The organism is Streptosporangium fragile (assembly GCF_039534445.1).
GTDB lineage: Bacteria > Actinomycetota > Actinomycetes > Streptosporangiales > Streptosporangiaceae > Streptosporangium > Streptosporangium fragile.
This window is the reverse complement of record NZ_BAAAVI010000098.1, coordinates 1-25,926: the sequence shown is the minus strand read 5'-3', so window position 1 is coordinate 25,926 and position 25,926 is coordinate 1. Positions and strand designations below refer to the sequence as shown.

At 72.7% G+C, this 25,926-nt stretch carries 19 protein-coding genes and 1 pseudogene; 11 read left to right on the top strand and 9 right to left on the bottom strand.

Annotated features, from left to right (window positions below):
* From ABD841_RS37175 to ABD841_RS37160, 4 genes and pseudogenes are all read left to right on the top strand, one after another.
* Positions 1-188: pseudogene (locus ABD841_RS37175) on the top strand (flavodoxin-dependent (E)-4-hydroxy-3-methylbut-2-enyl-diphosphate synthase); the annotation flags it as partial.
* Positions 189-290: 102 nt separating this feature from the next.
* Positions 291-434: a hypothetical protein gene (locus ABD841_RS37170; RefSeq protein ID WP_344981532.1), complete on the top strand. Its 144-nt coding sequence runs from the start codon at positions 291-293 to the stop codon at positions 432-434.
* Positions 435-512: 78 nt separating this feature from the next.
* Positions 513-2,114: an alpha/beta hydrolase gene (locus ABD841_RS37165; protein WP_344981531.1), complete on the top strand. Its 1,602-nt coding sequence runs from the start codon at positions 513-515 to the stop codon at positions 2,112-2,114.
* A 60-nt stretch (positions 2,115-2,174) separates the two neighbouring features.
* Positions 2,175-3,017 carry a GNAT family N-acetyltransferase gene (locus ABD841_RS37160; protein ID WP_344981534.1) on the top strand — a complete coding sequence of 281 codons (843 nt, stop codon included), beginning with the start codon at positions 2,175-2,177 and terminating at the stop codon, positions 3,015-3,017.
* A 157-nt stretch (positions 3,018-3,174) separates the two neighbouring features.
* Here the strand turns inward: ABD841_RS37160 and ABD841_RS37155 are convergent, their stop codons facing one another.
* The 6 genes from ABD841_RS37155 to ABD841_RS37130 all read right to left on the bottom strand — a co-directional run bounded on the left by ABD841_RS37155 (position 3,175) and on the right by ABD841_RS37130 (position 8,503).
* A complete protein-coding gene (locus tag ABD841_RS37155) occupies positions 3,175-3,876 on the bottom strand; it encodes a hypothetical protein (protein WP_344981529.1) in 702 nt (233 codons plus the stop codon).
* A 276-nt stretch (positions 3,877-4,152) separates the two neighbouring features.
* Positions 4,153-4,557, bottom strand: a complete 405-nt coding sequence (locus ABD841_RS37150) for a DUF3037 domain-containing protein (protein WP_344981527.1) — start codon at positions 4,555-4,557, stop codon at positions 4,153-4,155.
* Complete coding sequence (locus ABD841_RS37145) at positions 4,554-5,363, bottom strand: HipA family kinase (protein ID WP_344981525.1); 810 nt, start codon at positions 5,361-5,363, stop codon at positions 4,554-4,556. Before ABD841_RS37145 ends, ABD841_RS37150 begins: the two co-directional genes overlap by 4 nt.
* Positions 5,364-5,537: 174 nt before the next feature.
* Positions 5,538-6,419, bottom strand: coding sequence for a TIGR03619 family F420-dependent LLM class oxidoreductase (locus ABD841_RS37140; RefSeq protein WP_344981523.1), 882 nt, complete (start codon positions 6,417-6,419; stop codon positions 5,538-5,540).
* A gap of 45 nt (positions 6,420-6,464) precedes the next feature.
* The gene (locus ABD841_RS37135) at positions 6,465-7,715 is read right to left on the bottom strand and encodes an LLM class flavin-dependent oxidoreductase (RefSeq protein WP_344981521.1); all 1,251 of its coding nucleotides are present in this window, start codon (positions 7,713-7,715) and stop codon (positions 6,465-6,467) included.
* Positions 7,712-8,503: an alpha/beta fold hydrolase gene (locus ABD841_RS37130; RefSeq protein ID WP_344981519.1), complete on the bottom strand. Its 792-nt coding sequence runs from the start codon at positions 8,501-8,503 to the stop codon at positions 7,712-7,714. Before ABD841_RS37130 ends, ABD841_RS37135 begins: the two co-directional genes overlap by 4 nt.
* 406 nt (positions 8,504-8,909) lie before the next feature.
* Between ABD841_RS37130 and ABD841_RS37125 the strand changes: the two genes are divergently transcribed.
* Both ABD841_RS37125 and ABD841_RS37120 read left to right on the top strand, forming a co-directional pair.
* Entirely contained in the window at positions 8,910-9,755 is an 846-nt protein-coding gene (locus ABD841_RS37125; protein ID WP_344981518.1) for an LLM class F420-dependent oxidoreductase, read from the top strand.
* Between the two features lie 146 nt (positions 9,756-9,901).
* Positions 9,902-12,040 (top strand): serine/threonine-protein kinase, encoded by a 2,139-nt coding sequence (locus tag ABD841_RS37120; protein ID WP_344981516.1) that lies wholly within the window; start codon positions 9,902-9,904, stop codon positions 12,038-12,040.
* A 76-nt stretch (positions 12,041-12,116) separates the two neighbouring features.
* Here the strand turns inward: ABD841_RS37120 and ABD841_RS37115 are convergent, their stop codons facing one another.
* Positions 12,117-12,659, bottom strand: a complete 543-nt coding sequence (locus ABD841_RS37115; RefSeq protein ID WP_344981514.1) for a TetR/AcrR family transcriptional regulator — start codon at positions 12,657-12,659, stop codon at positions 12,117-12,119.
* A gap of 123 nt (positions 12,660-12,782) precedes the next feature.
* Between ABD841_RS37115 and ABD841_RS37110 the strand changes: the two genes are divergently transcribed.
* Positions 12,783-15,023 carry an MMPL family transporter gene (locus tag ABD841_RS37110; protein WP_344981512.1) on the top strand — a complete coding sequence of 747 codons (2,241 nt, stop codon included), beginning with the start codon at positions 12,783-12,785 and terminating at the stop codon, positions 15,021-15,023.
* Between the two features lie 36 nt (positions 15,024-15,059).
* Here ABD841_RS37110 and ABD841_RS37105 read toward each other — a convergent pair whose 3' ends face one another.
* On the bottom strand, positions 15,060-16,163 hold the full coding sequence (locus ABD841_RS37105; RefSeq protein ID WP_344981510.1) for an alcohol dehydrogenase catalytic domain-containing protein: 1,104 nt from the start codon (positions 16,161-16,163) through the stop codon (positions 15,060-15,062).
* Between the two features lie 266 nt (positions 16,164-16,429).
* Between ABD841_RS37105 and ABD841_RS37100 the strand changes: the two genes are divergently transcribed.
* The 4 genes from ABD841_RS37100 to ABD841_RS37085 all read left to right on the top strand — a co-directional run bounded on the left by ABD841_RS37100 (position 16,430) and on the right by ABD841_RS37085 (position 22,642).
* Entirely contained in the window at positions 16,430-17,686 is a 1,257-nt protein-coding gene (locus tag ABD841_RS37100) for an ABC transporter substrate-binding protein (protein WP_344981508.1), read from the top strand.
* 87 nt (positions 17,687-17,773) lie between these two features.
* The gene (locus ABD841_RS37095; protein WP_344981506.1) at positions 17,774-20,587 is read left to right on the top strand and encodes an ABC transporter permease subunit; all 2,814 of its coding nucleotides are present in this window, start codon (positions 17,774-17,776) and stop codon (positions 20,585-20,587) included.
* A 101-nt stretch (positions 20,588-20,688) separates the two neighbouring features.
* A complete protein-coding gene (locus tag ABD841_RS37090; protein WP_344981504.1) occupies positions 20,689-21,438 on the top strand; it encodes an ABC transporter ATP-binding protein in 750 nt (249 codons plus the stop codon).
* 382 nt (positions 21,439-21,820) lie between these two features.
* The gene (locus ABD841_RS37085) at positions 21,821-22,642 is read left to right on the top strand and encodes a TIGR03619 family F420-dependent LLM class oxidoreductase (RefSeq protein WP_344981502.1); all 822 of its coding nucleotides are present in this window, start codon (positions 21,821-21,823) and stop codon (positions 22,640-22,642) included.
* 70 nt (positions 22,643-22,712) lie between these two features.
* On the opposite strand, the gene ABD841_RS37080 is transcribed toward ABD841_RS37085, so the two are convergent.
* On the bottom strand, positions 22,713-24,671 hold the full coding sequence (locus tag ABD841_RS37080) for a CHAP domain-containing protein (RefSeq protein WP_344981500.1): 1,959 nt from the start codon (positions 24,669-24,671) through the stop codon (positions 22,713-22,715).
* Positions 24,672-25,926 lie beyond the last annotated feature (1,255 nt).

The following is a 25,926-nucleotide window of genomic DNA, read 5'->3' as shown; positions in this document are numbered from 1 at the left end:
ACCTCGGCGTCGCCTCCGGCAACGGCAAGGGCCAGATCTTCGTCAGGGGCGAGGTCATCAAGACCGTCCCGGAGTCGCAGATCGTGGAGACCCTGATCGAGGAGGCCCTGCGCCTGGCCGAGGAGATGGGCGTGGAGGTCGACCTCGACGACGAGGACGCCGCCGGGCCCGAGGTCGTCGTCCGCTAGTCGTACCGGCCGCGGGCGTCGCCGGCAGCAGGGTTCGACCGATGGCGAAGACCTCCGTGCGCGGTGGGGCATCCGGGCTCCCCGCCGCGCACGGAGGTCTTCGTGTCCCGCCGTGACGTCCGCCTGACCGACCCCACCGCGGTGACCGGCGAGGTGGGGGCGGTACGCCGCGTCCGCGAACATGATCCCCGTACGTTCGCGGCCAGGATCATTACAGTGAGCAATCAGCTCGCTACAGAGTGGTAAGTATCCGGTCGTCTCCCGGGTGCCGGGCCGCCGCCCGGGAGACCATCGCCTCTGCCGTACGAGTAGGGGGATCGAATAGTGAAGAGGGTTGTCGGGGCCGCCGCAGGAATCGGGCTGCTGGCCGCCGCCGTCGGGGTTCCGCAGGGGGCCGTCGCCCAGGAGCGGACGGGGCTGGTCTGGGGCCCGTGCGAAGAGGCCAAGACCCCGGTGCCCCAGGAGGTGACGCCCGCTCCCGCGAGGCGGGCGGACGCCACCGTGGAGTGCGCCACGCTGAGAGTGCCGCTCGACTACCGCAATCCATACCAGACGATCAGCATCGCCCTGAACCGCATCAAGGGGAAGGCGTCCCGCGACCACAACCACCTGGGCTCGCTGCTGGTCAATCCCGGCGGCCCCGGGGCCTCCGGCCGCGACCTGGCCAAGGGCGTCGCCGCCGCGCTGCCCGCGGAGGTGGCCGACCGGCTCGACGTGATCGGCTTCGACCCGCGCGGGGTGGGTGCCAGCGAGCCCGCGCTCACCTGCGTCGACCCGAAGACGTACTACGCGCCGCCCCGCCCCGACCACGTGCCGGACAACCGGCGCGAGGAGAACGTCCTGCTCTCCCGCGCCCGCCAGTACGCCGAGGCGTGCGGCAACCGGTGGAGCTGGGTGCTGCCCCACATGAGCACCGAGAACGCCGCCCGGGACATGGACCAGATCAGGGCCGCGCTCGGCGAGAGCAAGATCAGCTACCTGGGTTACTCGTACGGGACCTACCTGGGGGCGGTCTACGCGACGCTCTTCCCCGACCGGGTCAAGCGGCTCGTCCTGGACAGCGTGGTCGACCCGCGCGGCGTCTGGTACGACGCCAACCTCGCCCAGAACGCCGCCTTCGACCGCAGGCACCAGGACTTCCTGAAGTGGACCGCCCGCCACAACCCGGTCTACCGGCTGGGTGAGACCGGCAAGGAGGTCTCCTTCGCGTGGTACGCCATGCGGGAGCGGCTCGGGGAGCGCCCGGCCGGCGGGATCGTCGGCCCCAGCGAACTCGACGACATCTACACCGTCGGCGGCTACAGCGACACCCTCTGGCCGCAGCTGGCCAAGGCCTTCTCCGCGTACGTCAAGAAGGGCGAGACGGCCCCCCTGGTCGCCGCCTACCGCCAGCACGCGGAGAACGACGCCAAGGACGAGAACAACTACGCGGTCTACCTCGGGGTGCAGTGCCGCGACGCCGCCTGGCCGCGCGACTGGAACCGCTGGCGGGCCGACATGACCAGGGGCCACGCCAGGGCGCCCTTCCTCACCTGGCCGAACGCCTGGTACAACGCGCCGTGCGCGTTCTGGCCCGAGCCCGGCGGCACTCCGGTCCGGGTCCGCGGCGCCGCGTCACTCCCGCCGGCCCTGCTGATCCACGCCGAGCGCGACGCCGCCACGCCGTACGCCGGCGCGCTGAACATACGCAGGCTGTTCCCCGGCTCCCGGTTGCTGACCGTGCCCGGCGGCAACCACGGGGTCGCGCTCGGCGGCAACCGCTGCGTCGACCGGCGCCTGGCCGCCTACCTCAAGGACGGCACCCTGCCCCCGCCGCTCCCGGCCCGGGCCCGCCGCGCGCCCAAGGCGCCGGACGCCCGCTGCCCCGGCACCCCCGCGCCCGTGCCCACCGCGCGCGTCGCGGCGAGGAGCGATGTGAGCAGGTAGGTGAGACGCTCTGCGGTGGTTCCTGCCAAAATCCGAGGGGTCGCGTAGGCTGATCGAGTGATGCTGCGCACAACGGCGTCGCGCGTGCTCGACGACAACGATCGAGACGAGGTCCTGGCGCTCCTCGACACCGACCCTGTCGGCAACGTCTTCGTCGCCGCCAGGGTCCGCTCGGTCGGTCTCAATCCGGCCAGGCTCGGTGGCCAGATGTGGGGGTTCGGACCGCGCGGCGGCCTGACCTCACTCTGTTACGCGGGGGCCAACCTGGTCCCGGTGAACGCGGGCCCGGACGCCATCCACGCCTTCGCCGACCGCGCGCGCAAGCAGGGCCGCCGCTGCTCCTCGATCGTCGGCCCGGCCGAGGCGGTCCAGCTGCTCTGGGAGCGCCTGGAGCCGTACTGGGGGCCCGCTCGCGCGATCCGCTGGGCGCAGCCGGTGATGATCGCCACCGGCCCGTCACCGGTCCCGGCCGATCCGCTGGTCCGGCGTGTCCGGCCCGACGAGTTCGACATCATGCTCCCGGCCTGCGTGGCGATGTTCACCGAGGAGGTGGGGGTCTCCCCGGAGGTGGGCGACGGGGGCGCGCTCTACCGGTCCCGGGTCGCCGAGCTGATCCGGATCGGCAGGTCGTACGCCCGGATCGAGAACGGCCGGGTCGTCTTCAAGGCCGAGATCGGCGCGGTGACGCCGCTGGCCTGCCAGGTCCAGGGCGTCTGGGTCCACCCCGAGATGCGCGGCCGCGGGCACGCGGTGGCCGGGATGGCCGCGGTGGTCAAGTACGCGCTCGACTGCTTCGCGCCGATCGTCTCGCTGTACGTCAACGACTACAACGCCCCGGCCAGGGCCGCCTACCGCAAGGCGGGCTTCACCGAGGTCGGCACGTTCACGTCGGTCCTGTTCTGACAGTCCTGACGGTGTTCCGGCCGCGCGGAAGCCGCACCCGGTCTCTTCCGTGGGGCCTGCCGGGTCCCGCGGGCCGATCTTCCGGAGAGCGCGACCCCGGCGGATTCTCCCGAGATCCCGCAGAGCGCCCCGGCGGCAGGCCGGGGCGGCCTTCGGATCAGTCCTTGACGCACTCGATGATTTGGACGACCATCTGCCCTGGGTCGCCCGCGTAGCGCATCTTCCACTCCCTGTCGGTGCTGGTGCTATCCCAGGGCCACGCCCTCACCTTGTCGTGGTCGTACAGGGCGTAGCCACCGTCGTCGATGTGAGTTCCGGCGGGGCACCAACTCCTCACCCACGTCCACATCCCGTTCAGGTCGCGGTCGTACTCGGTCGTGTACCCGATGGTCGAGATACTGATCTTCTCGGGGAACTTCCCCGGATTGACGTTCGAGCATTCCAATGTGATCTTCCCCGAGACCTTGACCACGGGCTTCTCATCATGCTTGCTGGAATTGGAAAACGTGATGCTGGAAGACTCCGGATAGTTGGCGAACGTGACGCCCTCGATCTTGATCTTCGTCTCGTTGGTTGTTCTCTCCTTGCGCGGGTCGTTCGGGTCGACCGGGCCGACCCCCTGGCCCGATCCCTCGAAGCTCAGGCCGACGAGGTACTGAGCCCCCGACGGGCACTTCTGACCGACGGGGGTCGTTGTCTCGGGGCCGATCGAGGTGGAGTTGGTCACGGTCACCCGCCGTTCGCCCATGGCGGCGGCCGGGGCGGTGGAACAGACGATTCCCGTGGCGGCGGCGACGGCCACCACGGCGACGCGCCGGACGGTGGACGGCTTCGCGATTTCGTTCGTCTTCGTGCTCATGGCACGACCATGCCGGACGCGGTTTGGCGTCGGTTTGGAGCTCGGTTTGGCCGTTGGTTGGAAGCGGATTGGACCGCTCCGCGTCCGCCGGTCCGGGGGCGTGGGTGGCCTCGGCCGGTCAGGACAGGCCCGGCGCCGGACGAAGACGCCGGCGGCGCGCGGTACCGGACGGTGAGCCCGCCACACCTTGCCATACCGGGTGGTCACCGCCCGGTACCGCGTGCGCGTCCGCCCGTGCCCGGGTCATGACCCCGGGTCCGCGTCCGAAGGCCCGGGTCACCGATCGGATCCGGGGAACACGCCCCGGGAGGGACGGACCAGGCGGTCCATCAGGTGCTCCAGCTCCGCCTCGGGATCGGCGGTGAGACCGGCGTGGACCGGGCCGGTCTGCACGATCGTGCTGCGCGGCGCGGTCAGCCAGCGGAACCGGCTGCCCAGCGGCTCCTCGGTCAGCGGCCCCGCGTCGTCGGTGCAGGAGCGCTGGTAGGCGCCCAGCGCGTGCCGTACCCCGTCGAGGTCCACGTGGGCGTCGAGCGCGTGCAGCCGCGCCTCGTCCAGCTCCACCCGGGCGCACAGGTAGCCGCGGGGCTGGCAGTAGAGCAGCACGCCCACGTTGATCAGCTCGCCGCGCTCCACGCGGGGGACCACCCGGATGATCGCGTACTCGTAGACGTCCTTCACCGGTTGTCCCTCCAGAACGCGCCCACCGAGCCGCTCTTCCTCTCCTGCCTGGGTGCGCCGGACGGTTCGGGCAGCCACGTGCGCGGGCCCTGCGCGCGGGCCAGCAGGTGGTCGACGTACGCCTGCCGCACGGCCTGGGCGCCGTCGAACCCCGGCTCGTCCTCCAGCCACTCGTCGGGGATCTCGTCCACCACCCCGTCGAGCAGGTCCCTGGTGATCTCCCCGCTGAACTCGGCGTCGACCTCGGGCAGCCGGGTGGCGTACGGGGCCAGCACGTGGTCGCTCGCGTCGTAGCCGCGCAGCGGGTCGGCGGAGGGCCAGTTGTGATGGAACCAGAGGGCGGCGCCGTGGTCGATCAGCCAGATGTCGCCGTGCCAGAGGAGCAGGTTCGGGTTGCGCCAGCTCCGGTCGACGTTGTGGACCAGCGCGTCGAACCAGAGCAGGCGGGAGGCGAAGCCGGAATCGGGAGGCCAGGCCAGGGGCTCGAAGCCGAGCGCGCCGGGCAGGAAGTCGACCGCGAGGTTGTTGCCCTCGCTGGCCTTGAGCAGGTCCTGGATCTCCTCGTCGGGCTCGCGGGCGCCGAGCTGCGGATCGACCTCGATCACCTTCAGTTCGGGGGTGCGGAAGCCGAGCCGCCGGGCCAGGCCCGAGCACACGATCTCCGCCACCAGGACCCGGCGGCCCTGGCCGGCGCCGCGGAACTTCACGACGTACGTGCCGAGGTCGTCCGCCTCCATGACCCCGGGAAGCGACCCGCCCTCGCGCAGGGGTGTCACGTAACGGGTCGCCCTGATCTCTTCCAGCACCCCGCCAGGCTACCGGCTCGGTCCCGCGCGTGGTCTTCCGAGGACGGCCGGGGACCACGCCGCCGGGCGCGGTCCGCCCGGCACGGGGGATGGGCGGCGGCGCGGGGAGCCCGCCGGGCGGGGCCGTGAACCGCGGGCCACCCGGCTCCGGCCGGAGCCGGGGCCGGGAAGGCGTCAGATCCTCGCGATGACCTCCTCGGCGAAGCGTTCGAGGGTGGCGACCTTGAGCTCGACGCCGTCGCCGTGCCGGGCCTTCTCCTCCGGCGTGGCCAGCCACCAGGGCGCGGCCAGCGTCCCGGTGACTCCCTTGTCGGCGAAGCGGCGGTAGGTGGCGGCGTCGGGCATGACCGCGAGCGCGGCGATGATCTCCAGGTCGTCCTCGGGCCTGCCGTACTCCTTCAGGTAGCGACGCAGGTCGCCGAGGACCCGGTCGAGCTGCTCCTCGGTGTAGACGCGGTTGCCGATCCAGCCGTCGCCGAGCCTGGCCGCGCGGCGGAGCGCCGGCTCGCTGTCGCCGCCGACGAAGAAAGGCACCGGCCGGGCCGGGACCGGCGAGATCGAGAGCGGGCCGTAGTCGAAGTGGGTCCCATGGTGCTCGACCGTGCCGCCCGCCCAGAGTTCGCGCAGCGCCGGGATCATCTCGTCCAGCCGGCGGCCCCGGGTGTGGAAGTCCTGGCCCGTCTGGACGAACTCCTCCTTGCACCAGCCGACCCCGACCCCGAGGGTCACCCGGTCCCCGGACAGGACCGCGGCCGTGGAGACCTGCTTGGCGACGGTGAACAGGTCGCGGGCCGGGGCGACGTAGACGTTCGGCGCGAAGCGCAGGGTCGAGGTGACCGCGGCCATCGCGCCGATCGTCACCCACACGTCCGGCCAGTGCGTCGTGGCGTCCCAGCGGGGCGCGCCGGTCTTCGAGTACGGGTAGGGCGACGTGAAGTCGGCGTAGAAGATGTGGTCCGACAACGTGAGCGTGTGGAAGCCGCACCGCTCCGAGACCCTGGCCAGTTCCAGGAACTGGCCGGTCTCGGCGAACGACGCGCCGAGCCAGAACTGCACCGGATCCTCCCCGGACGGCGGATGGTCGACGGACGCCAGGCCGGGTCAGCCGGAGAACTCGGGGATGACCTTGGTGGCGAACAGTTCGAGGTTGCGCTTGACGGTGTCGAGGGGGAGGACCCCCTGCTGTCCCTGCATGAACAGGCCGAACCACTCCAGGTCCGGCATCCGGTCGAGCATGCGCTGGATGCCGCGCTTGACGTCGTCGGGGCTGCCGAGCAGGGCCATCTCGACTTCGTTCATGCGCTTGAAGTCGCCCTTCTCCGGGCTGATCGGCTGGTGGCGGTCGTCCTCCTCCTTGCGGAGGACCTCCAGGTAGCCGAACGGGCCGAAGAAGGCGGCGAAGTCTTTCTGCATGCTCTTGCCGTAGGTGGCGATGGCCTCCTCACGGGTGTCGGCCATGCCGACGATCTTGAGGATCCCGGTGTGCTCGCCCAGCTTGTAGTCGCGGCCGCACTTGGCCGACTCCTCCTGGTAGAGCTTGGCCTTGGCCGCGTGCTCGTCCGGGTTCGGGGTGAACATCCACGGCAGGATGTCCTCCTGCGCGGCCCGGATCACCGAGCGGTCGGAGATGGTGAACGGCTGCCACAGCTCGGGGTAGGGGTTCTGGTACGGCCGGGGGCAGACCGAGATCGCCTGGATCCTCCCGTCGTCGTCGAGCTCGCCGGGCGCGCCGAAGGTCCTGGTCCACTCCTGCGCGGGCCAGCCCTCGATGCCGTCGAACGGCGAGGGCACCTCGTAGTCGAGCACCTCGGACTTGTAGCGGAGCGTCTCCTGCGTCCACGCCATCTTCATGATGTTCAGCACCTCGCCGAACACGTCGAAGTTGCGGTCGTCGGCCTTCGACCCGTCCGACCGGGCCGCGGAGGCGCGCCAGCGCTGACCCAGGACGTTCATCCACCGGTTCTGGTAGCCGCGGGCCACGCCGAGCCGGAGGCGCCCCTTGCTGAACTGGTCGAGCAGGGCCACGTCCTCGGCCGCCCTGATCGGGTCCCAGGCGGGCAGCACCAGGCCGAGCGGCGCGAGCAGGATGCGCTCGGTCCTGGCCGCCAGGTCGGTCAGGAACATCAGCGGGTTGACGGAGAACTCGAAACCCTCGGAGTGGAAGTGGTGCTCGGTCATCATCAGCGCGTCGAAGCCGAGCCGGTCGGCGTGGACGGCGATCTCACGGACCTCGTCCAGCAGCTTCTGGTACGACTCGGTGTCGCGCCCGATCGGCCTTCTGGCCTTGGCGTTCTCCTCCTGGCTGTAGCCGGAGCCCGGGATCTGCGGGTTGAGCATCAACGAGAACTTCACGGCAGGCTCCTTAGCCAGTTCGTGACGACGATGAGGAATTCCCCCGGGCGCTCCTCGTGCAGCCGGTGGCCGCTGCCCTCCCAGGTGACCGCCTTGGAGTGCGGGTTCTTGAACAGTCCGGCCTCCCAGGCGGCCTGGGCCGGATCGAACCAGAAGGTGAGCACCGGGCAGGCCCGGCGCGCGAGGTAGGTGTCGGAGTTGGGGCGCAGGCCGAGCGCGTCCGGGCCGCCGAACATCGCCTCGAACGCCTGGAGCAGCACGTGCGGGGGCGTGGCCAGGATGCGGCGCCGATGCCACTCGCGCAGCCAGCCGGGGCTGGCGCGGGTGTAGGTCCACTCGTCGTTGCGCAGGCACACCCCCACGACGTCCTCGCGCATCTCCTCGATCATCGCGGGGAAGCGGTCGGCGACCGGGCCGGTGAAGCCGTACCCGGGGTCGACCGTGACCAGCGCCCTGACCAGTGAGGGGTGTTCCACGGCCAGGTGGGAGACGATCTGCCCGCCCATCGAGTGGCCGATCGGGACGCACGATTCCACACCGAGCGCGGCGCAGAGCCGGGCGAGGTCGTCGGCCATCCGCCGGGGGGTGTTGCCGGACTCCGGAGCGGAGGAGTAGCCGTGCCCGCGCATGTCCACCGCGATCACCCGGTGCCGCCCGGCCAGCGCGGGGATGTGGTGCACCCACTCGTGGGAGTCGGCCCCCAGCCCGTGGACGAGCAGCAGGGTGGTGTCGCCCGACCCGTCGTCGGTGTGGAACAGCCGCACGTCGCCTAAGTCCGTGAACGCCATAAGCGCCCTTCCGTGAGGATTGCCGTGCCCATCCGGTGGTTCCGCTCCCGGCGCGTGTCGCGAATGCCGTGTGTTCCCGCTCTCGTCATCCGTGACGTGAGCACGCTACCCTAGGAATGATAACCGAGCAATCGCTTGGTTTACCAAACGGATCCGCTTGGTCGGCGTGTCCCCGGTGGCGGCGGAGGGCCGGAGGGCGACACCGCCCGGACGGCCGGAAGGCGGCGCCGTCCGGCGAGGGGATGGCGGCGCCGGTCGGCCGGTCGGCCGGTCGGTGAGCCGGTGCGGGTGCCGGTGCCCGGTGCGGGCGTCGGCGTCGGTGCCCGGTGCGGGCGTCGGCGTCGGTGCCCGGTGCGGGCGTCGGTGCCGGCCGGGGTGCGGAGTACGTCGGAGTGCGGAGGCGCTGATGCGGCTGGGTGTCACGATGTTCGCCACGGACCTGTCCATGCCGGTCACCGAGTTGGCCCGGGCCGTCGAGGAGCGCGGGTTCGCCTCCCTCTACCTGCCCGAGCACACCCATATCCCCGTCTCCCGCCGCACACCCCCCGCCGCCGGGCAGGATGTGCTCCCCGAGGAGTACCGGCGCACGCTCGACCCGCTGGTCGCCCTCTCCCACGCCGCCGCGGTGACCGGCCGGATCTCCCTCGGCACCGGCATCCTGCTGGCCGCCCAGCGCGAGCCCATCGTCACGGCCAAGGCCGTGGCCACCCTCGACCACCTGTCCGGCGGCCGGGTGGTGCTCGGTGTCGGGTTCGGCTGGAACGTCGAGGAGGTGGAGGACCACTGCGGGCCCGGCGGGTTCCGTTCCCGCCGCGACATCGCCCGCGAGCACGTACTGGCGATGAAGGCCCTGTGGAGCCGGGACGTGGCCGGGTTCGACGGCCGCCACGTCGCCTTCGAGCCCTCCTGGTCCTGGCCCAAGCCGGTCTCCGGGCCGCCCGTCTACCTGGGCGGGGCGGCGGGACCGAAGCTCTTCGCCCACATCGCCGAGTACGCCGACGGGTGGATGCCGATCGGCGGCCGGGGCGTCAGGGCCGCGCTGCCCGCCCTGCGCGAGGCCTGCGAGAAGGCCGGGCGGGAGCCGGCCCGGGTCATCCCCTTCGGTACGCGGCCCGGCGCGGAGAAACTGGACTACTACGCCGGGCTGGGCATCGAGGAGGTCGTGCTCGACCTCCCCAGCGCCCCGGCCGACCGGGTCCTCCGCGTGCTGGACGAGTACGCGGCCTTCCTGCCGCGTTTCCTGCCGCGCTGAGCCGTGTCATCCGAGTTATGTGTCCTGCTTGCCCTGACTTGAGCATCACATCAGTGTCACGGTGAGGGGCACAAGCGCTTCACCCCCGTTGACTGTCGGCGATGCTTCTTCTTGAGTGAGAAGGGTGGCGGCGAGGGGAGGCTCGCGTGCCGTATGCGCAGCCGCTCAAGACGGGGGATCCCGCAAGACTTGGTGACTACGAGATCGTCGGTCGTCTGGGTGAGGGCGGCCAGGGGGCGGTCTACGTCGCCGTACGTACCGACACGGGCCTGGAGCCCTACGCGGTCAAGCTGTTGCACGCCTCCGTCGGGGACGACCCGGAGGCGTTCCTGCGGGAGGTCGAGCTGGCCAAGCAGGTGGCCCGGTTCTGCACTGCGCAGGTGATCGACGCGGGGCTGGACGGCGACCGGCCGTACATCGTCAGCGAGTACGTCGACGGCCCCTCCCTGCACCGGGAGGTCGCGGTCGGCGGGCCCCGCGAGGGCGGGGCACTGGAGCGTCTGGCCATCGGGACGGCGACCGCCCTGGCCGCCATCCACCGGGCCGGGATCGTGCACCGCGACTTCAAGCCGCAGAACGTGCTGCTCGGCCCCGACGGGCCGCGGGTCATCGACTTCGGGCTGGCCAGGGCGCTGGACGCGGCGGCCACGCAGAGCGGCCGCGGGGCGGGCACCCCCGCCTACATGGCGCCCGAGCAGGTGGAGGGGGTCGGCATCGATCCGGCGGCCGACGTCTTCTCCTGGGGCGCCACGATGTGCTTCGCGGCGAACGCCCAGGCGCCCTTCGGGCAGGACTCGATCGCGGCCGTCCTGCACCGCATCCTCACCGCCGACCCGCAGCTGGGCCGCCTCGACGGGCCGCTCCGCGCGCTGGTCGCCGACTGCCTCGACAAGAACCCCCGCAACCGTCCCACCAGCAGGGAGCTGCTGCTCGCCCTGCTGGGCGACGACGGCCACCACGCGGCCCTGTCCCCCTCGCGCTCCGCGCCGTCCGCCGCCCTGAACACCCGTGCCCTCGCGACGCCGGTCACCTCCCGCGGGCCCGGGACGCCCGGCGGGGGCGAGGTCTCCGGAGTGTCCGGGGGCGGGGTGTCCGGGGCGTTCGCCCTCTTCGGAGCGTCCGGGGACGCGGAGGCGTCCGGGCGGTGGGCCAGGCGCGTCGCCCTCGCCGGGTGGGCCGGGCAGACGGGGCGCGGCCGTCCCACCGGGGGCGAGGCCCTCTCGGGAGGCGGGGGTTCCACCGCGGGCGGGGGCCTTGCCGGAGGCGGGGGCTTCATCGGGGACGAGGACGTCGACGGGCACCGGACCCATCCGGGGCGGGCCGCCACCCGGGCCTCGGTCGCGGTCTCCGGGGCGTTGCTGGTGAGCGCCGCCGTGCTGGCGGGGGTGCTGGTCCCGGCGCTGAGCGGCGGAGGCGGGCAGGGCCCGCAGGCGCAGCCCGCCGTCCCGGTGGTGGAGACCAGCGCGCAGGCGGAGACCACGCCGCAGTCGCACCGGGCGGAGCCCTCGGCCAGGCCGTCGCAGACGACCCAGGCCAGACCCCCACGGGCGGTCGGCGCCAGCTCCGCGCCGTTGTCGCCCCCCGACACGGTGCCCGTCCCGTCCCTCGTCGGGTTGGACCGTGCCGAGGCGGCCCGTCTGATCAAGCGGGCGGGGCTGGCCGCCGGGGACATCAGGGCCGTCGACTCCGACCGGCCGGTCGGGCAGGTGCTCCGGAGCTGGCCGGAGGCGGGTGCCGCGGCGGAGAAGGGGAGCAAGGTCGACATCGAGGTCTCCGCCGGGATCCGGGTGCCGACGCTGGCCGGGCTCGGCAGGAGGGCGGCCGAGGCCGTGCTCGCCCAGGTGGGCCTGGCCACCGGCGAGGTGAGCGTGCGCTGCTCCGACCAGCCCGCCGGGCAGGTGCTCGCCAGTTCCCCGGGTGAGGGCAAGCGCGTCACCTCGGGTACCGCGGTGGCGCTCGTCGTGTCCCGGAACGGTGCCGAGGTGCCCTCGGTGACCGGCCGGAGCGAGGCCGACGCGTCCGCCTCGCTCGCCGCGGCGGGCTTCGGCGCGCGGGCGCGGGCGCGGCTCGTCACCGACCCCGGGCAGGCGGGCGTGGTGCTGGCGCAGAGCGCGGCGCCCGGCCGCTGCCTCCGCCCCGGCGCGACGGTCGTGATCACGGTCGGTGTCGAGGCCCAGACCGGGCCGGAGCCCGAGCCCGAGCCGACCCAGACCTCCACCCTGCCTGGCCCGACCCCGCAGGAACCGGTCCCGGGAGAGCACGCCTCCGCCGAGGTCGGAGACTGAGCCGTGCCGCCCCGGGGTGACCGCGCCATTCCCGGGTGACCGTGCCGTCTCCGGGATGGGGGCGGGGTGAGCGGGCTCAGCGGGCGGAGTCGTGAACGGCGAAGGCCGTGGCGAGGAGGACCTCCCGGACGACCTCCTGGGGCAGGTCGATCGTCTTGACCACCGACTGGAGCGAGCCCAGCAGGGCCCAGGCGCGCACCTGGCGGGCCGGGTCCGGGTCGGGACCGGCCAGGCGGCGGTAGATCTCGTCGCGGAAGGCGCGGATGGCCTCGCCGGGGGAACCCGGCGGTGCCCCGTCGGCGGCGCCGATGTCCTCCAGGATGAGCCGGACGATCGCCCGGTGCCGGACGGTGAAGGTCACCAGCGCCTCGGTGAAGGCGCGCTCGTCGGCGTACTCGCTCTCCAGCAGCGTCACGATGTCCTCGGCCGCCGGCGCGATCAGCTCCGTGGCCAGCCGGTCCTTGGGATGGAAGTGGTAGGCGACGGCCGTCTTGGTCAGGCCCACCGCCGAGGCGATGTCGGCCAGCGACGTCGCGGCGTAGCCACGCTCGGCGAACAGCTGCCGGGCGGCGTCGAGGATCCGGCTCCGCGTGTCGTAACCGTGCTCAAGTGTGGTCATCGTCTCATTTCCACGTGATCTAGAGCATCTCCCAGTATTCGCGCCTAATCTTGATCGTAGGATTGTACGTCCGTACAGGACGAGTGTTTAACGCACATTTCAGACTTTAATAGGGCGGTCCCGATGTCTGGTTTGCTGGGGCGACTGGGAGGTTGGTGCGCGCGGCACGGCAGGGCCGTGCTGGGCCTGTGGGTGCTCGCCGCCGTCCTGCTGACGGCCGGTTCGGTGCTGTTCCCCGGGCCGGTGAGCAACAACGTCAGCATTCCGGGGACGGATGCCCAGCGAGCCCACGACCTGATGCGCGACGGTTTCGGCCCCGGCTTCGACCCGGGCGGCACGGTGCAGATCGTGCTCTACTCGCCCGACGGCCCCCTCACCGCCCAGCGGCGGGTGCGCGCGGTGCACCGGGCGATGGACCGGATCCGCGAGGTCCCGCACGTGGTCGAGGTGGAGACTCCCTACCGTGTCGGCGGCCTGGCGCCCAGCATGGAGATCGGCATGATCACGGTCAAGCTGGAGGGGCACGACAACTCCAAGCTGGCCGAGACCACCAAGCGGCTGTCCGAGGCGGCCGAGCCGGTCAGGGCCCTGGGCATCGAGGCGGTGCCGGCCGACGCGTCCACCCCGGCGGACAAGGAGATCAAGACCGGCACCAGCGAGGTCATCGGTGTGATCTGCGCGCTGCTGGTCCTGCTGTTCGCGTTCGGCACGCTGGTCGCCGCGATGATCCCGATCTTCACGGCGCTGGTCAGCATCGCCACCGGGCTGGGCGTGATCAGCCTGCTCGGCCACATCGTGGACGTGCCCAAGCAGGCCTCGATCATGGCGACGATGATCGGTCTCGGTGTCGGCATCGACTACGCGCTCTTCCTGCTCAGCAGGCACCGCAAGCTGCTGGCGGACGGGGTGCCGGTGCACGAGGCGGTCCGCCGGGTGGTCGGCAGCTCGGGCGGGGCCGTGGTGTTCGCCGGCGGCACCGTGGTCATCGCGCTCAGCGCCCTCATGCTCGCCGGGTTCCCCCTGCTGCGGACGCTCGGCTGGATCACCGGCATCTCGGTCGTCTGCGCGGTGCTCACCTCGGTCACCCTGGTCCCCGCGCTGTTCGGCATGCTCGGGCACCGGATCAACGCCCTCCGCCTGCCGTTCATGGGCCGTCGCGGCAGTCACGGCGCCTCCTCCGGCTGGGCCTCGCTGGGCGACTGGGTCGCCAAGCGGCCCTGGGGGGTGCTCGCGCTGAGCGTCGCGGTCCTGGCCGCGCTGACCGCGCCCGCCCTGGCGCTCAAGCTCGGTCCGCTCGACGACGGCTACGCCGACCGCGGCACCGACCAGCGGCGTTCCTACGAGCTCCTGCAGGCCGGATTCGGGCCCGGCATGAACGGCCCCCTCGTCGTGGTGGCCGACCTGGAGACGAAGATCGTCGACAGGGAGCCCACACCCGCCGTGCTGCAGAACCTCAAGGACCGTGTCGCGGCCGTCGACGGGATGGCCCACGTCGCCGACCCGATCCTCAACGACGCGGGTACGGCGGCGATGGTGCGGGCCGTCTCCGACTACTCTCCCAGCGACCCCCGGGCGTTGGAGGTGGTCGAGGACGTGCGCGCGATCCGGATCGAGGGGGCGACGGTGCACGTGGGCGGCGAGGTCGCCGGCATGGCCGACGCCAGCGCCAGGATCGCCGAGCGCACGCCGCTGGTCGTCGGCGTGGTGGTCCTGCTGAGCGCGCTCCTGCTCCTGCTGGCCTTCCGCTCGCCGGTGGTCGCGCTCAAGGCGGCGCTGATGAACCTGGTCTCGCTCGGCGCCGCGTTCGGCGCGCTCTCGCTCGTCTTCTCCATGGGCCTGGGCAGCGGCCTGGTCGGCATGGACACGCCGGTCGACGTGGACGGCTCCTACCTGACCACGCTGTTCTTCTCGGTGCCGATCGACAGCTACATCCCGCTGATGCTGTTCGCGGTGCTGTTCGGCCTCTCGATGGACTACGAGGTCTTCCTGCTCACCGCCGTGCGGCAGGCGTACCTGCGGCACGGCGACAACCGCAGGGCGGTCGCCCAGGGGCTCGGCTCGACCGGCCGGGTCATCACCTCCGCGGCACTGATCATGGTCGCCGTCTTCGTGGCCTTCATCGCCTACCCCGACCCCATGGTCAAGATCTTCGGTGTCGGCCTGGCCGTGGCCATCGCGGTGGACGCCACCGTCATCCGGGGCTTTCTGGTCCCGGCGACCATGGTCCTGCTGGGCAGGTACAACTGGTGGTGCCCCGCCTGGCTGGACCGGATCCTGCCCAACCTCTCCATCGAGGGCCACGACGAGGAGGAGGAGCCCGTGGAGGAGCCGCGCGGGGAACTCGTCGGCGCGGCGCGCGGCTGAGAGGCGCGGGACGCGTGACACGGTCGCGGGGCGCGCTCAGTCGAAGACGATGACGCTGCGCGCCACCGCGCCCTCGCGGACGTGGCGGATCGCCTCGTTGACCCCCTCCAGCGGGACGCGCTCGCTGACCAGGCGGTCGAGGTCCAGGCGGCCGCGCAGGTACTGCTCGGCGAGCATGGGCAGGTCCCGCAGCGGCGCCGCGTCCCCGCCCTGGGTGCCCATCAGGCGCCGGGAGGCGAACAGCAGGCCGGGGTCGACGCTGAGCGGCCGCCCCTGGGGCGGGCTGCCCACCATCACGGTGGTTCCGCCGGGCCGGGTGGCGGCGAAGGCTTCGCCGAGCACGCGGGGGACACCGGTGACGTCGAAGGCGTAGTCCACCCCGCCCCGGACGATCTCGCCGACCTGTGCGGGCAGGTCGGCGGGGAGGACCGTGTGGGTGGCGCCGAACTCCTCGGCCAGCTTCAGCTTCCCCTCGGCCACGTCGGCGGCGACGATGGTCGTCGCCCCGGCCAGCGCCGCGCCCTGCACCACGTTCAGCCCGACCCCGCCGCAGCCGACCACCAGCACGCTGGAGCCGGGGGTGACCCGGGCGACGTTCAGCACCGCGCCGACACCGGTGATCACCGCGCAGGCCAGCAGGCACATGGTGCCGAACGGCGCGTCTTTTGCGATCTTCACGCACATGGGCTCGTTGACCACCGCGTACTCGGCGAACGAGCCGATCCCGATCATCGTCCTGGCGTCGTCGCCGTCCACCCGGATCCGGGTGGTGCCGTCGCGCATCGTGCCCATGATGGCCGCCATCCTGGCCGTGCCCGCGCACAGGTGGAACCGTCCTGCGCCGCAGTTGCGGCAGCGCCCGCAGGGGCCGTTCATCGCGATGATCACATGGTCGCCCGGCGCGACGCCGGTCACGCCCCCGCCGACGCTCTCCACGATCCCGGCGCTCTCGTGGCCGAGGACGAAGGGGAGCCGCCGCACCACCGGGCTCCTGCCGTCCAGTGCCTTGATGTCGGAGCCGCACACGCCGGACGCCTTGATCCGGACGCGGACCTCACCGGGGCCGGGATCGGCGATCTCGACGTCGCGGACCTCCAGCGCCGCCCCGAACGCGGTGAGCACCGCCGCGCGCATCAACATGTCAGCTCCCGTCGCGCCGAGGACCCGTGCCGTTCCGCACGCTAGCCCGGAGGGAGGGTATAAGCAAGCGGTTGCTTGGTGTGCGGGCGGTGTCGGTTCCGGCGAACGGAAGGCGGAGGCGGCGGAGGGCGGTGGGGTGGGGTGGCGTCCGGGGGTGCCCCGGTCCATTGACACCCCGGGCGGCCAAATTTACGCTGACGAAACCAAGCGAGCGCTAGGCCAAATTGGGGCCGGTGTGAGCCGTACGGCACGGCAGGGAGCGACCAATGGGACGGCAGGCAGTGCGACTCATCGGCCTGGTGGCCGCGGCGGCGCTGGCCACCGCGGGCTGTGCGGCCGAGCAGCGGGCCACCGGGGGCGGGGGCTCGGGCGAGGCGCCCGGGGTGACCGCCACGACGGTCAAAGTGGGCGGGGTGCTCACCAAGACCAGCGCGAGCGGCTACTCGACCAAGGACGCCGAGATCGGGGCCAGGGCGCGGTTCCAGCGGGCCAACGACGCCGGCGGCGTGCACGGCCGCACCATCGAGTTCACCGGCGCCGAGGACGACAACCAGGACGCGGCCAAGGGGGACGCGGCGGCCAAGAAACTGGTCCAGAAGGACAAGGTCTTCGCGCTGGTGCCCGTGCACGCGCCCAACTTCGGCGGCGCGACCTTCCTGGAACAGCAGGGCGTGCCGTGGTTCGGCTGGGCGACCGGCCCGCAGTGGTGCGGGACCAGGACCGGGTTCGGCTACAACGGCTGCCTGGCGCCCCGGCCGGGCGCGGGCTCGCAGACCTGGTGGGGCAACCAGATGGCCGAGCTCATCGGCGGGTCGGCGGGCAAGACCGTCTACGTCCAGACCACCGACTCCAGCGGCAGCAAGTACGGGGGGCGGACCATCTCGCAGTCCTTCGAGGCCGCGGGCTTCACCGTGGTCGGCGTCAACTCCGGCCTGCCCGCGGCCGCCCCGCCGCCCGACTGGCTGCCGTACATCAACAAGATCATGACCTCCGACCAGGGCGGGCCGCCGGACCTGGTGGTCTCGGTCATCGCGGGCACCAAGTTCAACACCGGGCTGTACAGCGCGCTGAAGAAAGCCGGGTACGGCGGGCTGCTCTCCGACGCGACCAGCTACGACGCCGCGATCCTCGCCGATCCGGCCACCGCGCGGGCCCTCGAAGGCGTGATCGCGGCGCCCATGTTCGAGCCCTTCGAGTCACCGGCCCCGGAGATCACCCAGCTCAAGGCGGACGTGGAGAAGGTCGCCCCGGGTACCGTCCTCACCCAGCACCTGGCCATCGGCTACTGGGCCGCCGACATCTTCCTGAAGATCCTGGAACAGACCGGCAAGGACCTGACCAGGGAGAGCTTCCTGGCCACCGCCAACGGCTCGTTCACGTACGAGAACGCGGGCTTCGGCCGGATCCGGTACCCCAGGGATCATGACGAGCCCAACGGCTGCGGCGCCCTGGTCAAGCTCGAGGGCGGCGCCTTCAAGGTGGCCAAGAACATGAAGTGTTTCGACAACGTCCCGCTGAGATAGCGGGCACGACCTGCCGCCCACGCGCCCGGTGGGCGCGGCCCGAGAGATGTCAGCAGTCAGGCGCGAAATCCCGGGGTGAAGGCCCTCATGTCCGAGTTTGTTGGTTACATCCTTAGCGGCCTCGTCACCGGGGGCGTCTTCGCGGTCATGGCGTCGGGGCTGACCCTGTCGTACTCGGCGACGGGCGTGTTCAACTTCGCCCACGGGGCCGTCGGGTTCCTGGCCGCGCTGCTGTTCTTCCAGCTCAACGTGGGAGCCGGGCTGCCGGCCTGGGCGTCCGGACTGATCGCGGTGGCGGTGTTCTCCCCGCTGCTCGGGTACGCGCTGCACCGCGCCATGTTCCGTGGGCTCGCGCAGGCGGGGGAGACCGCGCAGATCGTCGGGACCATCGGCCTGACCATCGCGCTGCCCGCGCTGGGACTGTGGATCGTGGACCTGGTCGCCGAGCCGCTCGGGCTGCCGCGCGCCGACGCGACCTCGCTGCCGCACGGCCTCGGCCCCTACCCGCCGGTCACCTACACCTTCGGCGGCGTCCACCTCGACTCCGACCAGCTCATCACCTTCGCCTTCGCGGCGCTGGCCGCCGCCGGGCTCTGGGCCTTCATGCGGCACACGCCGTACGGCCTGCGAATGCGCGCCGCGGTGGACCGCCGCCGGCTGGCCACGCTGCGCGGCATCGACGCCGACGCCTCCTCGGCCGTGGCATGGACGCTCAGCTCCACCCTCGCGGGACTCGCCGGGGTGCTGGCGGCCCCAACCATCGGCCTCGACTCCACGGCCTTCACGGTCATGCTGTTCGTCTCCGCCACCGCCGCGGTGTTCGGGCGGTTGCGGTCGATCCCGTGGACGTTCGCGGCCGGCCTCGGGCTCGGCGTGGTGCAGAACCTCGTCGCCGGGTACGCCGACTTCGCCGAGGACGTCACCGGGCTGCGCACGGCGGTGCCGGTGATCCTGCTGTTCGCCGGCCTGATCCTGCTCAACCGCTCCAGGGAGCGCGTCGCCGGGTCCGCCGCCGAGGACGCGCCGCCGCCCGACCACCTCGCCGACCTGCCGCCGTGGCGGCGGCGCCTGCCGTGGGCGCTCGGCCTGGTCGCGCTGCTCGCCTGGACCCTCACCCGCCCGGCCGACGACTTCTTCGTGGGCGTGGTGGCCCAGGGGCTCGTCCTGGCGCTGATCTTCTGCTCGTTCGTCGTCGTCACCGGCATCGGCGGCATGGTCAACCTCGCGCAGGCGTCCTTCGCCTCGATGGCCGCGCTCACCTGCGGCTGGGCGTTCTCCTCGGGATGGCCGTTCCCGGTGGCGATCCTGCTCGGGGTGCTCGGGGCGACCGCGGTGGGCGTGCTCGTCGCGCTGCCCGCGCTCCGGCTGGGCGGGCGCATCCTCACCCTGGCCACGCTCGCCCTGGCCCTCCTCGCCGACCAGGTCCTCTTCCAGATCGACGCGTTCAGCAACGGCACGATCGGCTGGCCGCTGCCCGCGATCGGGCTGGGCTTCACCGACACCACCGACCCCCGCGTCCGGGTCGTGCTGCTGCTCGCCCTGATCGGGCTGGTCACGCTTCTGGTGCGGAACCTGGAGCGCTCGGCCTCCGGCCGGGCCGTCCTGGCCGTGCGATCCGCCCCCGCCGCCGCGACCACCTCCGGCATCTCGGCCGCCCGGACCAAAATCACGCTTTTCGCGCTGGCCTCCGGGATCGCCGGGCTGGGCGGGGTGCTGTTCGCGGTCTCCAAGGGCTCGGTGACCGCCACCGACCTGCCGGCCTTCGCCGGCTTCGTCTGGCTGGCCGTGGTGGTCCTGCAGGGCGTCCGCCGGATCGGCGGCGCCGTGCTGGGCGGGCTGATCGCCGCGGTCTTCCCCGAACTGCTGGCCTCCTGGGGCGTCTCCGCCCACGTCGGCGCGATCCTCTTCGGCACCGGCGGGATCATCCTGGCCAGGCACCCGGACGGGGTGCTCGCCCAGATGGCCGAGGCCCGGCACCGCCGCCGCGCCCGCCGGTCGCGCCACGACCACGCGGCGGCCCCCCGGGAGGCGGACGTCCCCGCCTCCGCCGGGCCCGTTCCGGCCGGTCCCGCCGTGCTTGGGTCCGCCGTGCCCGGGTCCGCCGTGCCCGGGTCCGCCGGGCACCGGCCGGACGGGGCCGCGGCCGACGGGACCACCCCGTCCCCGGAGCGACTCGCCGCGCGGAACGGGGCGGCGCCGCGCGACGCGTCCGGCGCCCCCGGCGCGCTGTTCCGGCTGGAGAACGTGGTCGCGGGGTACGGGGACGTCACGGTGTTGCGGGGGGTGGACCTGGCGGTGCGGCCGGGAGAGGTCGTGGCGCTGCTCGGGGCGAACGGCGCGGGCAAGTCCACCGCCTGCGCGGTCGCCGCCGGGGACCTGACGGTGACGGCCGGCCGGGTCGTCCTCGACGGGGTGGACGTCACCTCCCGGCCCGCGTACCGCAGGGCACGCGACGGTGTGCTGCTCGCCCCGGAGGGGCGGGGGATCTTCCCCGGGCTGACCGTCGAGGAGAACCTGCGGACCTGGCTGGCCGACCCCGACCCCGTCTACGAGCGGCTGCCCCAGCTCGCCCGGCGCCGGGGTCTGGCGGCCGGTGCCCTGTCCGGCGGGGAGCAGCAACTGCTCACCCTCGCCCCGGCGCTGGTCAGGCCGCCCCGCGTGCTGATCGCCGACGAGCCGTCGCTGGGCCTGGCGCCGCTCGTCGTGGAGCAGGTCTTCGGCGTCTTCGCCGAACTCCGCGAACGCGGAGTCGCCCTCCTCCTGGTGGAGGAGAAGGCCACCTCGGCCCTGGAGTTGGCCGACACGGTCGCCTTCATGCGCCTGGGCCGGGTCACCTGGACCGGGCCGCGCGCGGAGGTGGACGAGGCCCGCCTCACCGCCGCCTACCTGGGCGTCTCATGAGCCGCCCGCGGACCCGGCGGGCGGGGCCGGACCCGCTTTCGGAGCCGGGTGGATCAGGGAGGACGGCACGCGGTGCCGCGGACGAGGGTGGTGGGCCGTCGATGGGTGCGGCGTTGGGCGTTCAGGCGGTGTCGGTGTCCTTCGGAGGCGTCCGGGCGCTCTCCGAGGTCTCGTTCGACGTGCCGCCGGGCCAGGTCTGCGGGGTGATCGGACCCAACGGGGCGGGCAAGACCACGCTGTTCGACGTGATCTCCGGGTTGCGGCGGCCGACGTCGGGTTCGGTGCGGGTGGGGGGCCGCGACCTCACGGGCGTCCCGGCCGTGCGGCGGGCGAGAGGCGGGCTGCGCCGTACCTTCCAGCGGACCCAGGTCTTCGGCCGGCTCACCGTGGCCGACAACGTGCTGGCCGCGATGGAGTGGCGGGGCGGGGGCGGCGGCCTCCTGGCGGACCTGGCCGGCCGACCGGCCCGCCGCCGTCTGGAACGGGCCCGCAGGGAGCGGGTGGACGAGGTGCTGGCGCTGTGCGGGCTGACCGAGGTGCGCGACGCCTACGCGATCGCGCTCCCCGTGGGGCGGCGCCGCCTGGTCGAGCTGGCCAGGGCGCTGGCCGACGGCCCCGCGCTGCTCCTGCTCGACGAGCCCACCTCCGGCCTCGACGCCGACCAGACGGCCCGGCTCCGGGAGGTCGTCGGCGCGCTCGACACCACGATCCTGCTGGTCGAGCACGACATGGGATTCGTCATGGGCGTCTGCGACCGCCTCGTCGTCCTCGACCTCGGCAGGGTCATCGCCTCCGGCACCCCCGCCGAGATCCGCGACGACCCCGCGGTCCGCGCCGCCTACCTCGGCTGACAGTGAGGATGCGGGCGAACGTCTCCCGGTGGGGTTCGGCCCATCGTCCGAGACCGCGATGTCTTCAACGCGATCTGCCGACCCCGAGCCGGGAGGCGTTCACCTGCACTCACCGGACGCGGCGCGTGACCTCATAGGAGTCTGGCCGGCGGTCCCATCACTGTCTTGTCCGTATCGCCCGGGCCGGCTCCGCGCTCCGGCCGTTCCGGGGGCCGGTACCGTACGGCCCGCCCTGTACGCCGATACCAAGCGTGCGCTAGGTTGGTGTCGTGGATCTGTGCGTCATGCCGGTGGGGCGGGAGCTTCGGGCCGGAGCGCGGCGACGGCGGCCCGCCTGGCTGCTCGCCGGTCTTCTCGCCGAGCCCGGAGTGGGGTGGCGGCGGTGAGGTTCGGGGTCCCGCTCGGGCTGATCCACCCGGACGCCTGGAGGGACGTCGCGGTCGCCGCCGACGAGCTCGGGTTCGAGTCGGTCTGGTTGCCCGAGCACCTCGTCTTCGCCACCGACCTGTCCACGGCCGTCTACCCGGGCACCGACCGGCCCGGCATCTCCCCGGCCACCCCGCTGTTCGACGCCCCCGCCTACCTGTGCTGGCTGGCCGGGCTGACCTCACGGGTCCGGCTCGGCACCGCCGTGTACCTGTACGCGCTGCGGCACCCCTTCAGCTCCGCGCGGGCCTTCGCCACCCTGGACCGGGTCTCCGGCGGGCGGGCGATCTGCGGGGTCGGCGCCGGATGGTACGAGGGGGAGTGGCGGGCCGCGGGGGTCGACTTCGCCAGCAGGGGGCCCCGGCTGGACGAGGCGATCGAGGTGACCCGGCGGCTCTGGTCCGAGCCGGTCGTCGCCCACGCCGGGCGCTTCTACGACTTCCCCGAGGTCGCCTTCGAGCCCAAACCGGTGCAGGAACGCCTGCCGATCCTCGCCGGAGGCGAGTCGGGCGCCGCCCTGCGGCGGGCCGCCCGGCTCTGCGACGGCTGGATCGGCATGCCGCACTCGCTGGAGACGATCCGCCCCCAGCTCGCCAGGCTCGCCGCGCTCCGCGACGGCCGTCCTTTCTCGATCACGGCGCACGCGTACGAGCTGGGCGGCCCCGCCGAGATCCCCCGGTGGGAGGAGCTCGGCGTGGACCGTATGGTCGTCCGCCCCTGGCGCCGTAGTCGCGACGCCGTCACGGCCCTCGCGGCCTTCGCGGCCGAGTACTTCTAGGCGCTCTCCAGGCGCCCGGAAGGAATCCGTGCCGGGACGCCCGGCCTCCGGTTTCCGGACCGGGCACCCGTCAGACCGGCGCCTGGGCCCTGCGGCGCCCCCGGTATCCGCCGCGGATCAGGGCGTCACCCGGCTCGCCGTGGAGCGGCCCGGCATCCGGGACGGGGGCGGCGTCCGGGACGGTCGCGGTGGTGGGAGTCGCCACCGCGGTCGAGGTGACGGTGGCCGATGAGGCACGCCGGTGCCGGCGACCGGTCAGGACCGGTTCCGCGGCCGACACCGGCCCCGCGGGCACGGCCGTCATGGCGGGTGCGACCGGTCCCGTCCCCGACCTCCTGGGGCGGGCGGTCACGGGCGAGGTGGTGGAGCGAGGAGCGAAGACCGGGGCGTCGGATCCGGCCGCCGTGTCGGCCCGGCGGTGACGGCGCCCGCGCAGCGGGGCGTCCTGGACGAAGGCCGAGAGTTCACTCCCGGACCGTTCCTGCAGGCGGCGGCGCCTGCCCTGGTAGGGGACCCGGGGCCGCTCCGCACGCCGCTGCGCGGCGAACGCCCCCTGGGCGCGGCCGGTCATGAGGGTGTCCCGCACGCGGCCGTCCCGCGTGACGTCGGCCGCGTCGCCGGTCGTGAGGGCGTTCCGCGCCCGGCCCGCCGCGAAGGCGTCCCACGTCTGCTCGGCCGCGAGGACGGCCCGGAGGCGGTCGGCGGCGAGGACCTCCTCGGCGCCGGCGGTCGCGGGGGTGCTCTCCGCGAGGCCGGTCGCGGGGACCTCTTCTGCGGGGCCGGTCGCGAGGACGTCCTCCGCGAAGCGGGTCGCGAGGACCTCTTCCGTGAACCCGGCCGTGAGCGCGTCCTGCCTGAGCCCGGCCGCCAGGGTCTCCTCGACGTGGGCGGCGGCGGTCGTGAGGGAGGGACGCCCGGTGGCCGCGGCGGGCGCGAGCGTGGTCGTGGCGACGGCCTCGTGGGTCCCGCGGAGCTCGCGGGTGGAGACGGGCGCGCCCACCGTCCTGCGGCGCCGGCCGGCCGCGCGGCGGCCCGGGGCGCGGCGGGCCGAGGGAGCGGACGCGCCGCCCGCCGTGGCGAACGCGAGCCGTGCCTTCGACTGCTTCACCTTGGCGGTCGCGAGGATCGCGACCGCGGCGAGCAGCACCGGGGCGAGCATGGTCGGGGTGCCGAGCTCGGGGGCGGGCACGGCGACGTCGCGGGCGGCGGCGGTGGGCGTGACCGCGAGCGCGCTGGTGCCGGCGGTCGCGGGCTTGGCGTGCTTGCCGGGGACCGGCGCCGGGGCCGAGCCCTCGGCGGCCGGCCGGGAGCCCTGCGCGGTGCCCTCGGAGGCTTCTCCCGTTCCCGGGGCCGCCGTGCCGCCCCGGGAACCGGACGCCGTCCTGGCGGCGGATCCGGCGTGTTCCGGAGCCGCCTCGGCCTGACCGTCCTTCGCGGGCGTCGCCCCCTCCCGCGCGCCACCGGATGGCGGGACCAGCGCGAACAGGTCGAGACCGGGGCTCACCTGAACCAGGTTGTCCCCGCTCGCCCCGCCCGGCTTGACGACGACCTTCTTCTCGGACGCCTCCCGCTCCAGGCGGGCTTTGACCTTCTCCGGGTAGCCGTACCCCACGACCTTGTCGGTGTCGCGCGTCTTACGCTTCGCGACCCCGCCGTCGATGTTGCCCTCGATTGTGTGGATCTTGTTCCCGACGACCTTCGTCACGATGCCCACATGATCGATTTTGTCGATCTTCTTTGAACCGCTCCAGTCGAAGAAGACGAGCGCCCCCGGCTCCGGGGTGGTGCCCCAGGCGTCCTGCTCCTTGAACCACTGGGCGTGGTAGACGGTGTAGGCGAACTGACCGACCCACTCCTGGTAGCCCAGCTTCCAGGCCGCCCACGACAGATACATGTCGCACCAGGGGGCCGAGGTGTAATCGGCGTCGAACTCGACGGTCTTGCCGTACCAGTCGCCGAACTTCGTGTAACCGCCGCTCCTCTCGGCGTATCCGAGTTCGCTCTCCAGCAGCTCTATGAGCTTCTGCATGTCAGGGGTCATAGATCTTCCGAGGACCCCCGGTGGCCATGTGGGCGTGGTCGCGCCGCCTCGCGACCTGGCCGCCGGGAGACGGGGTCGAGCGACGGCGCGTTCACGCGGCACGACCACGGGGAGGGTCGGGACGCGTGTGGCGGCGCCTTTGGCCAGTTGTCTTCCGTGACGAAGGAGGTTACCCGGCGGAAGGAGGAGGTCAAGACAGACCAAAGGCCGCACCAAGCAGTGCGAGATCGCACTCGCCGGCAAATGACCATGTCAGTGGCCTCCTTGGTTTCCGGTTGGTAAACTACCGGTAAAAAGATCTACCTTAAAAACGGGGGCGGTGCGTCCTCGGTGCCCGTGCGGGCCCGCCCGTCCCGGTTTGCGAGGTGCCGGCGCCGCGAAGTGCCCCGGGCTCATCGGAACTCCCGGCGCGTCGCGGGTCTCGCGGGTGGGTTCTTCGGTGGGCCGGACGCCCGTCTGCGCGGCTCATCCGGGGTGGAACGAACACACCCACTCGAACCGGCGGGAATGCTAGCCGGTTGCTGACAAGGACCAAGAAAGATCCAAGCGGCTTCCTGTCAAAGTCCAATGGCGTCAGTGGAGTATTGCCACGCGGAATCGCGGGAGTGCTCGCCGGTATCGGAGTAGTCAATTGGGTCTGTCAGTGCATGCGAAGAACTGTCAGCAGCCGAGGAGAAATCACGAGTTCACGGGCGGGGCCGCCGTTCCGGCGCCGGCGGTCCCGAGGGTGTCCGTGCCACTCCCCGGGGCGACGGCGCGGGCCGGCGAACATCTCCGGCATCTCCGGAACGGGCGGTGTGATCCGGTGGCCCCATTGGGGGCCGATCACCACGCGGTGCTGCGCCGGTATGGAGATCGGGAACCCCGGTGCGGGTGACCGGCGACTGTGAATCTCCCGGCCGTGCCGGACCGTGAGGTCCGCGCGCGGTGACAGATCGGCCGCCGGGGAGCGGCCTGGCGTGAGCGGTTGCGGCACGCGGGAGGTCGTATCCGCTGCCCCGGATCGGCTGGACGTCACAGGTACCCATACGTCGTGCCCTTGGACGTGACGGTGGGTGATCGAGCGATTGCCGATGGTGAAAGGCGACGCTCGGTCCGGGTGCCCGGGGCGCCGGCGAGACGAGGCCGGGCGGGGTTGAAGCAAGGCGCGATGGCCGGCCGTGGAACGGGCCTGTTGGCAACCAACGCAAGGGATCAGAAATGACCGTGACGAACGTTTTCCCGCAGATCCCCGATGACGATA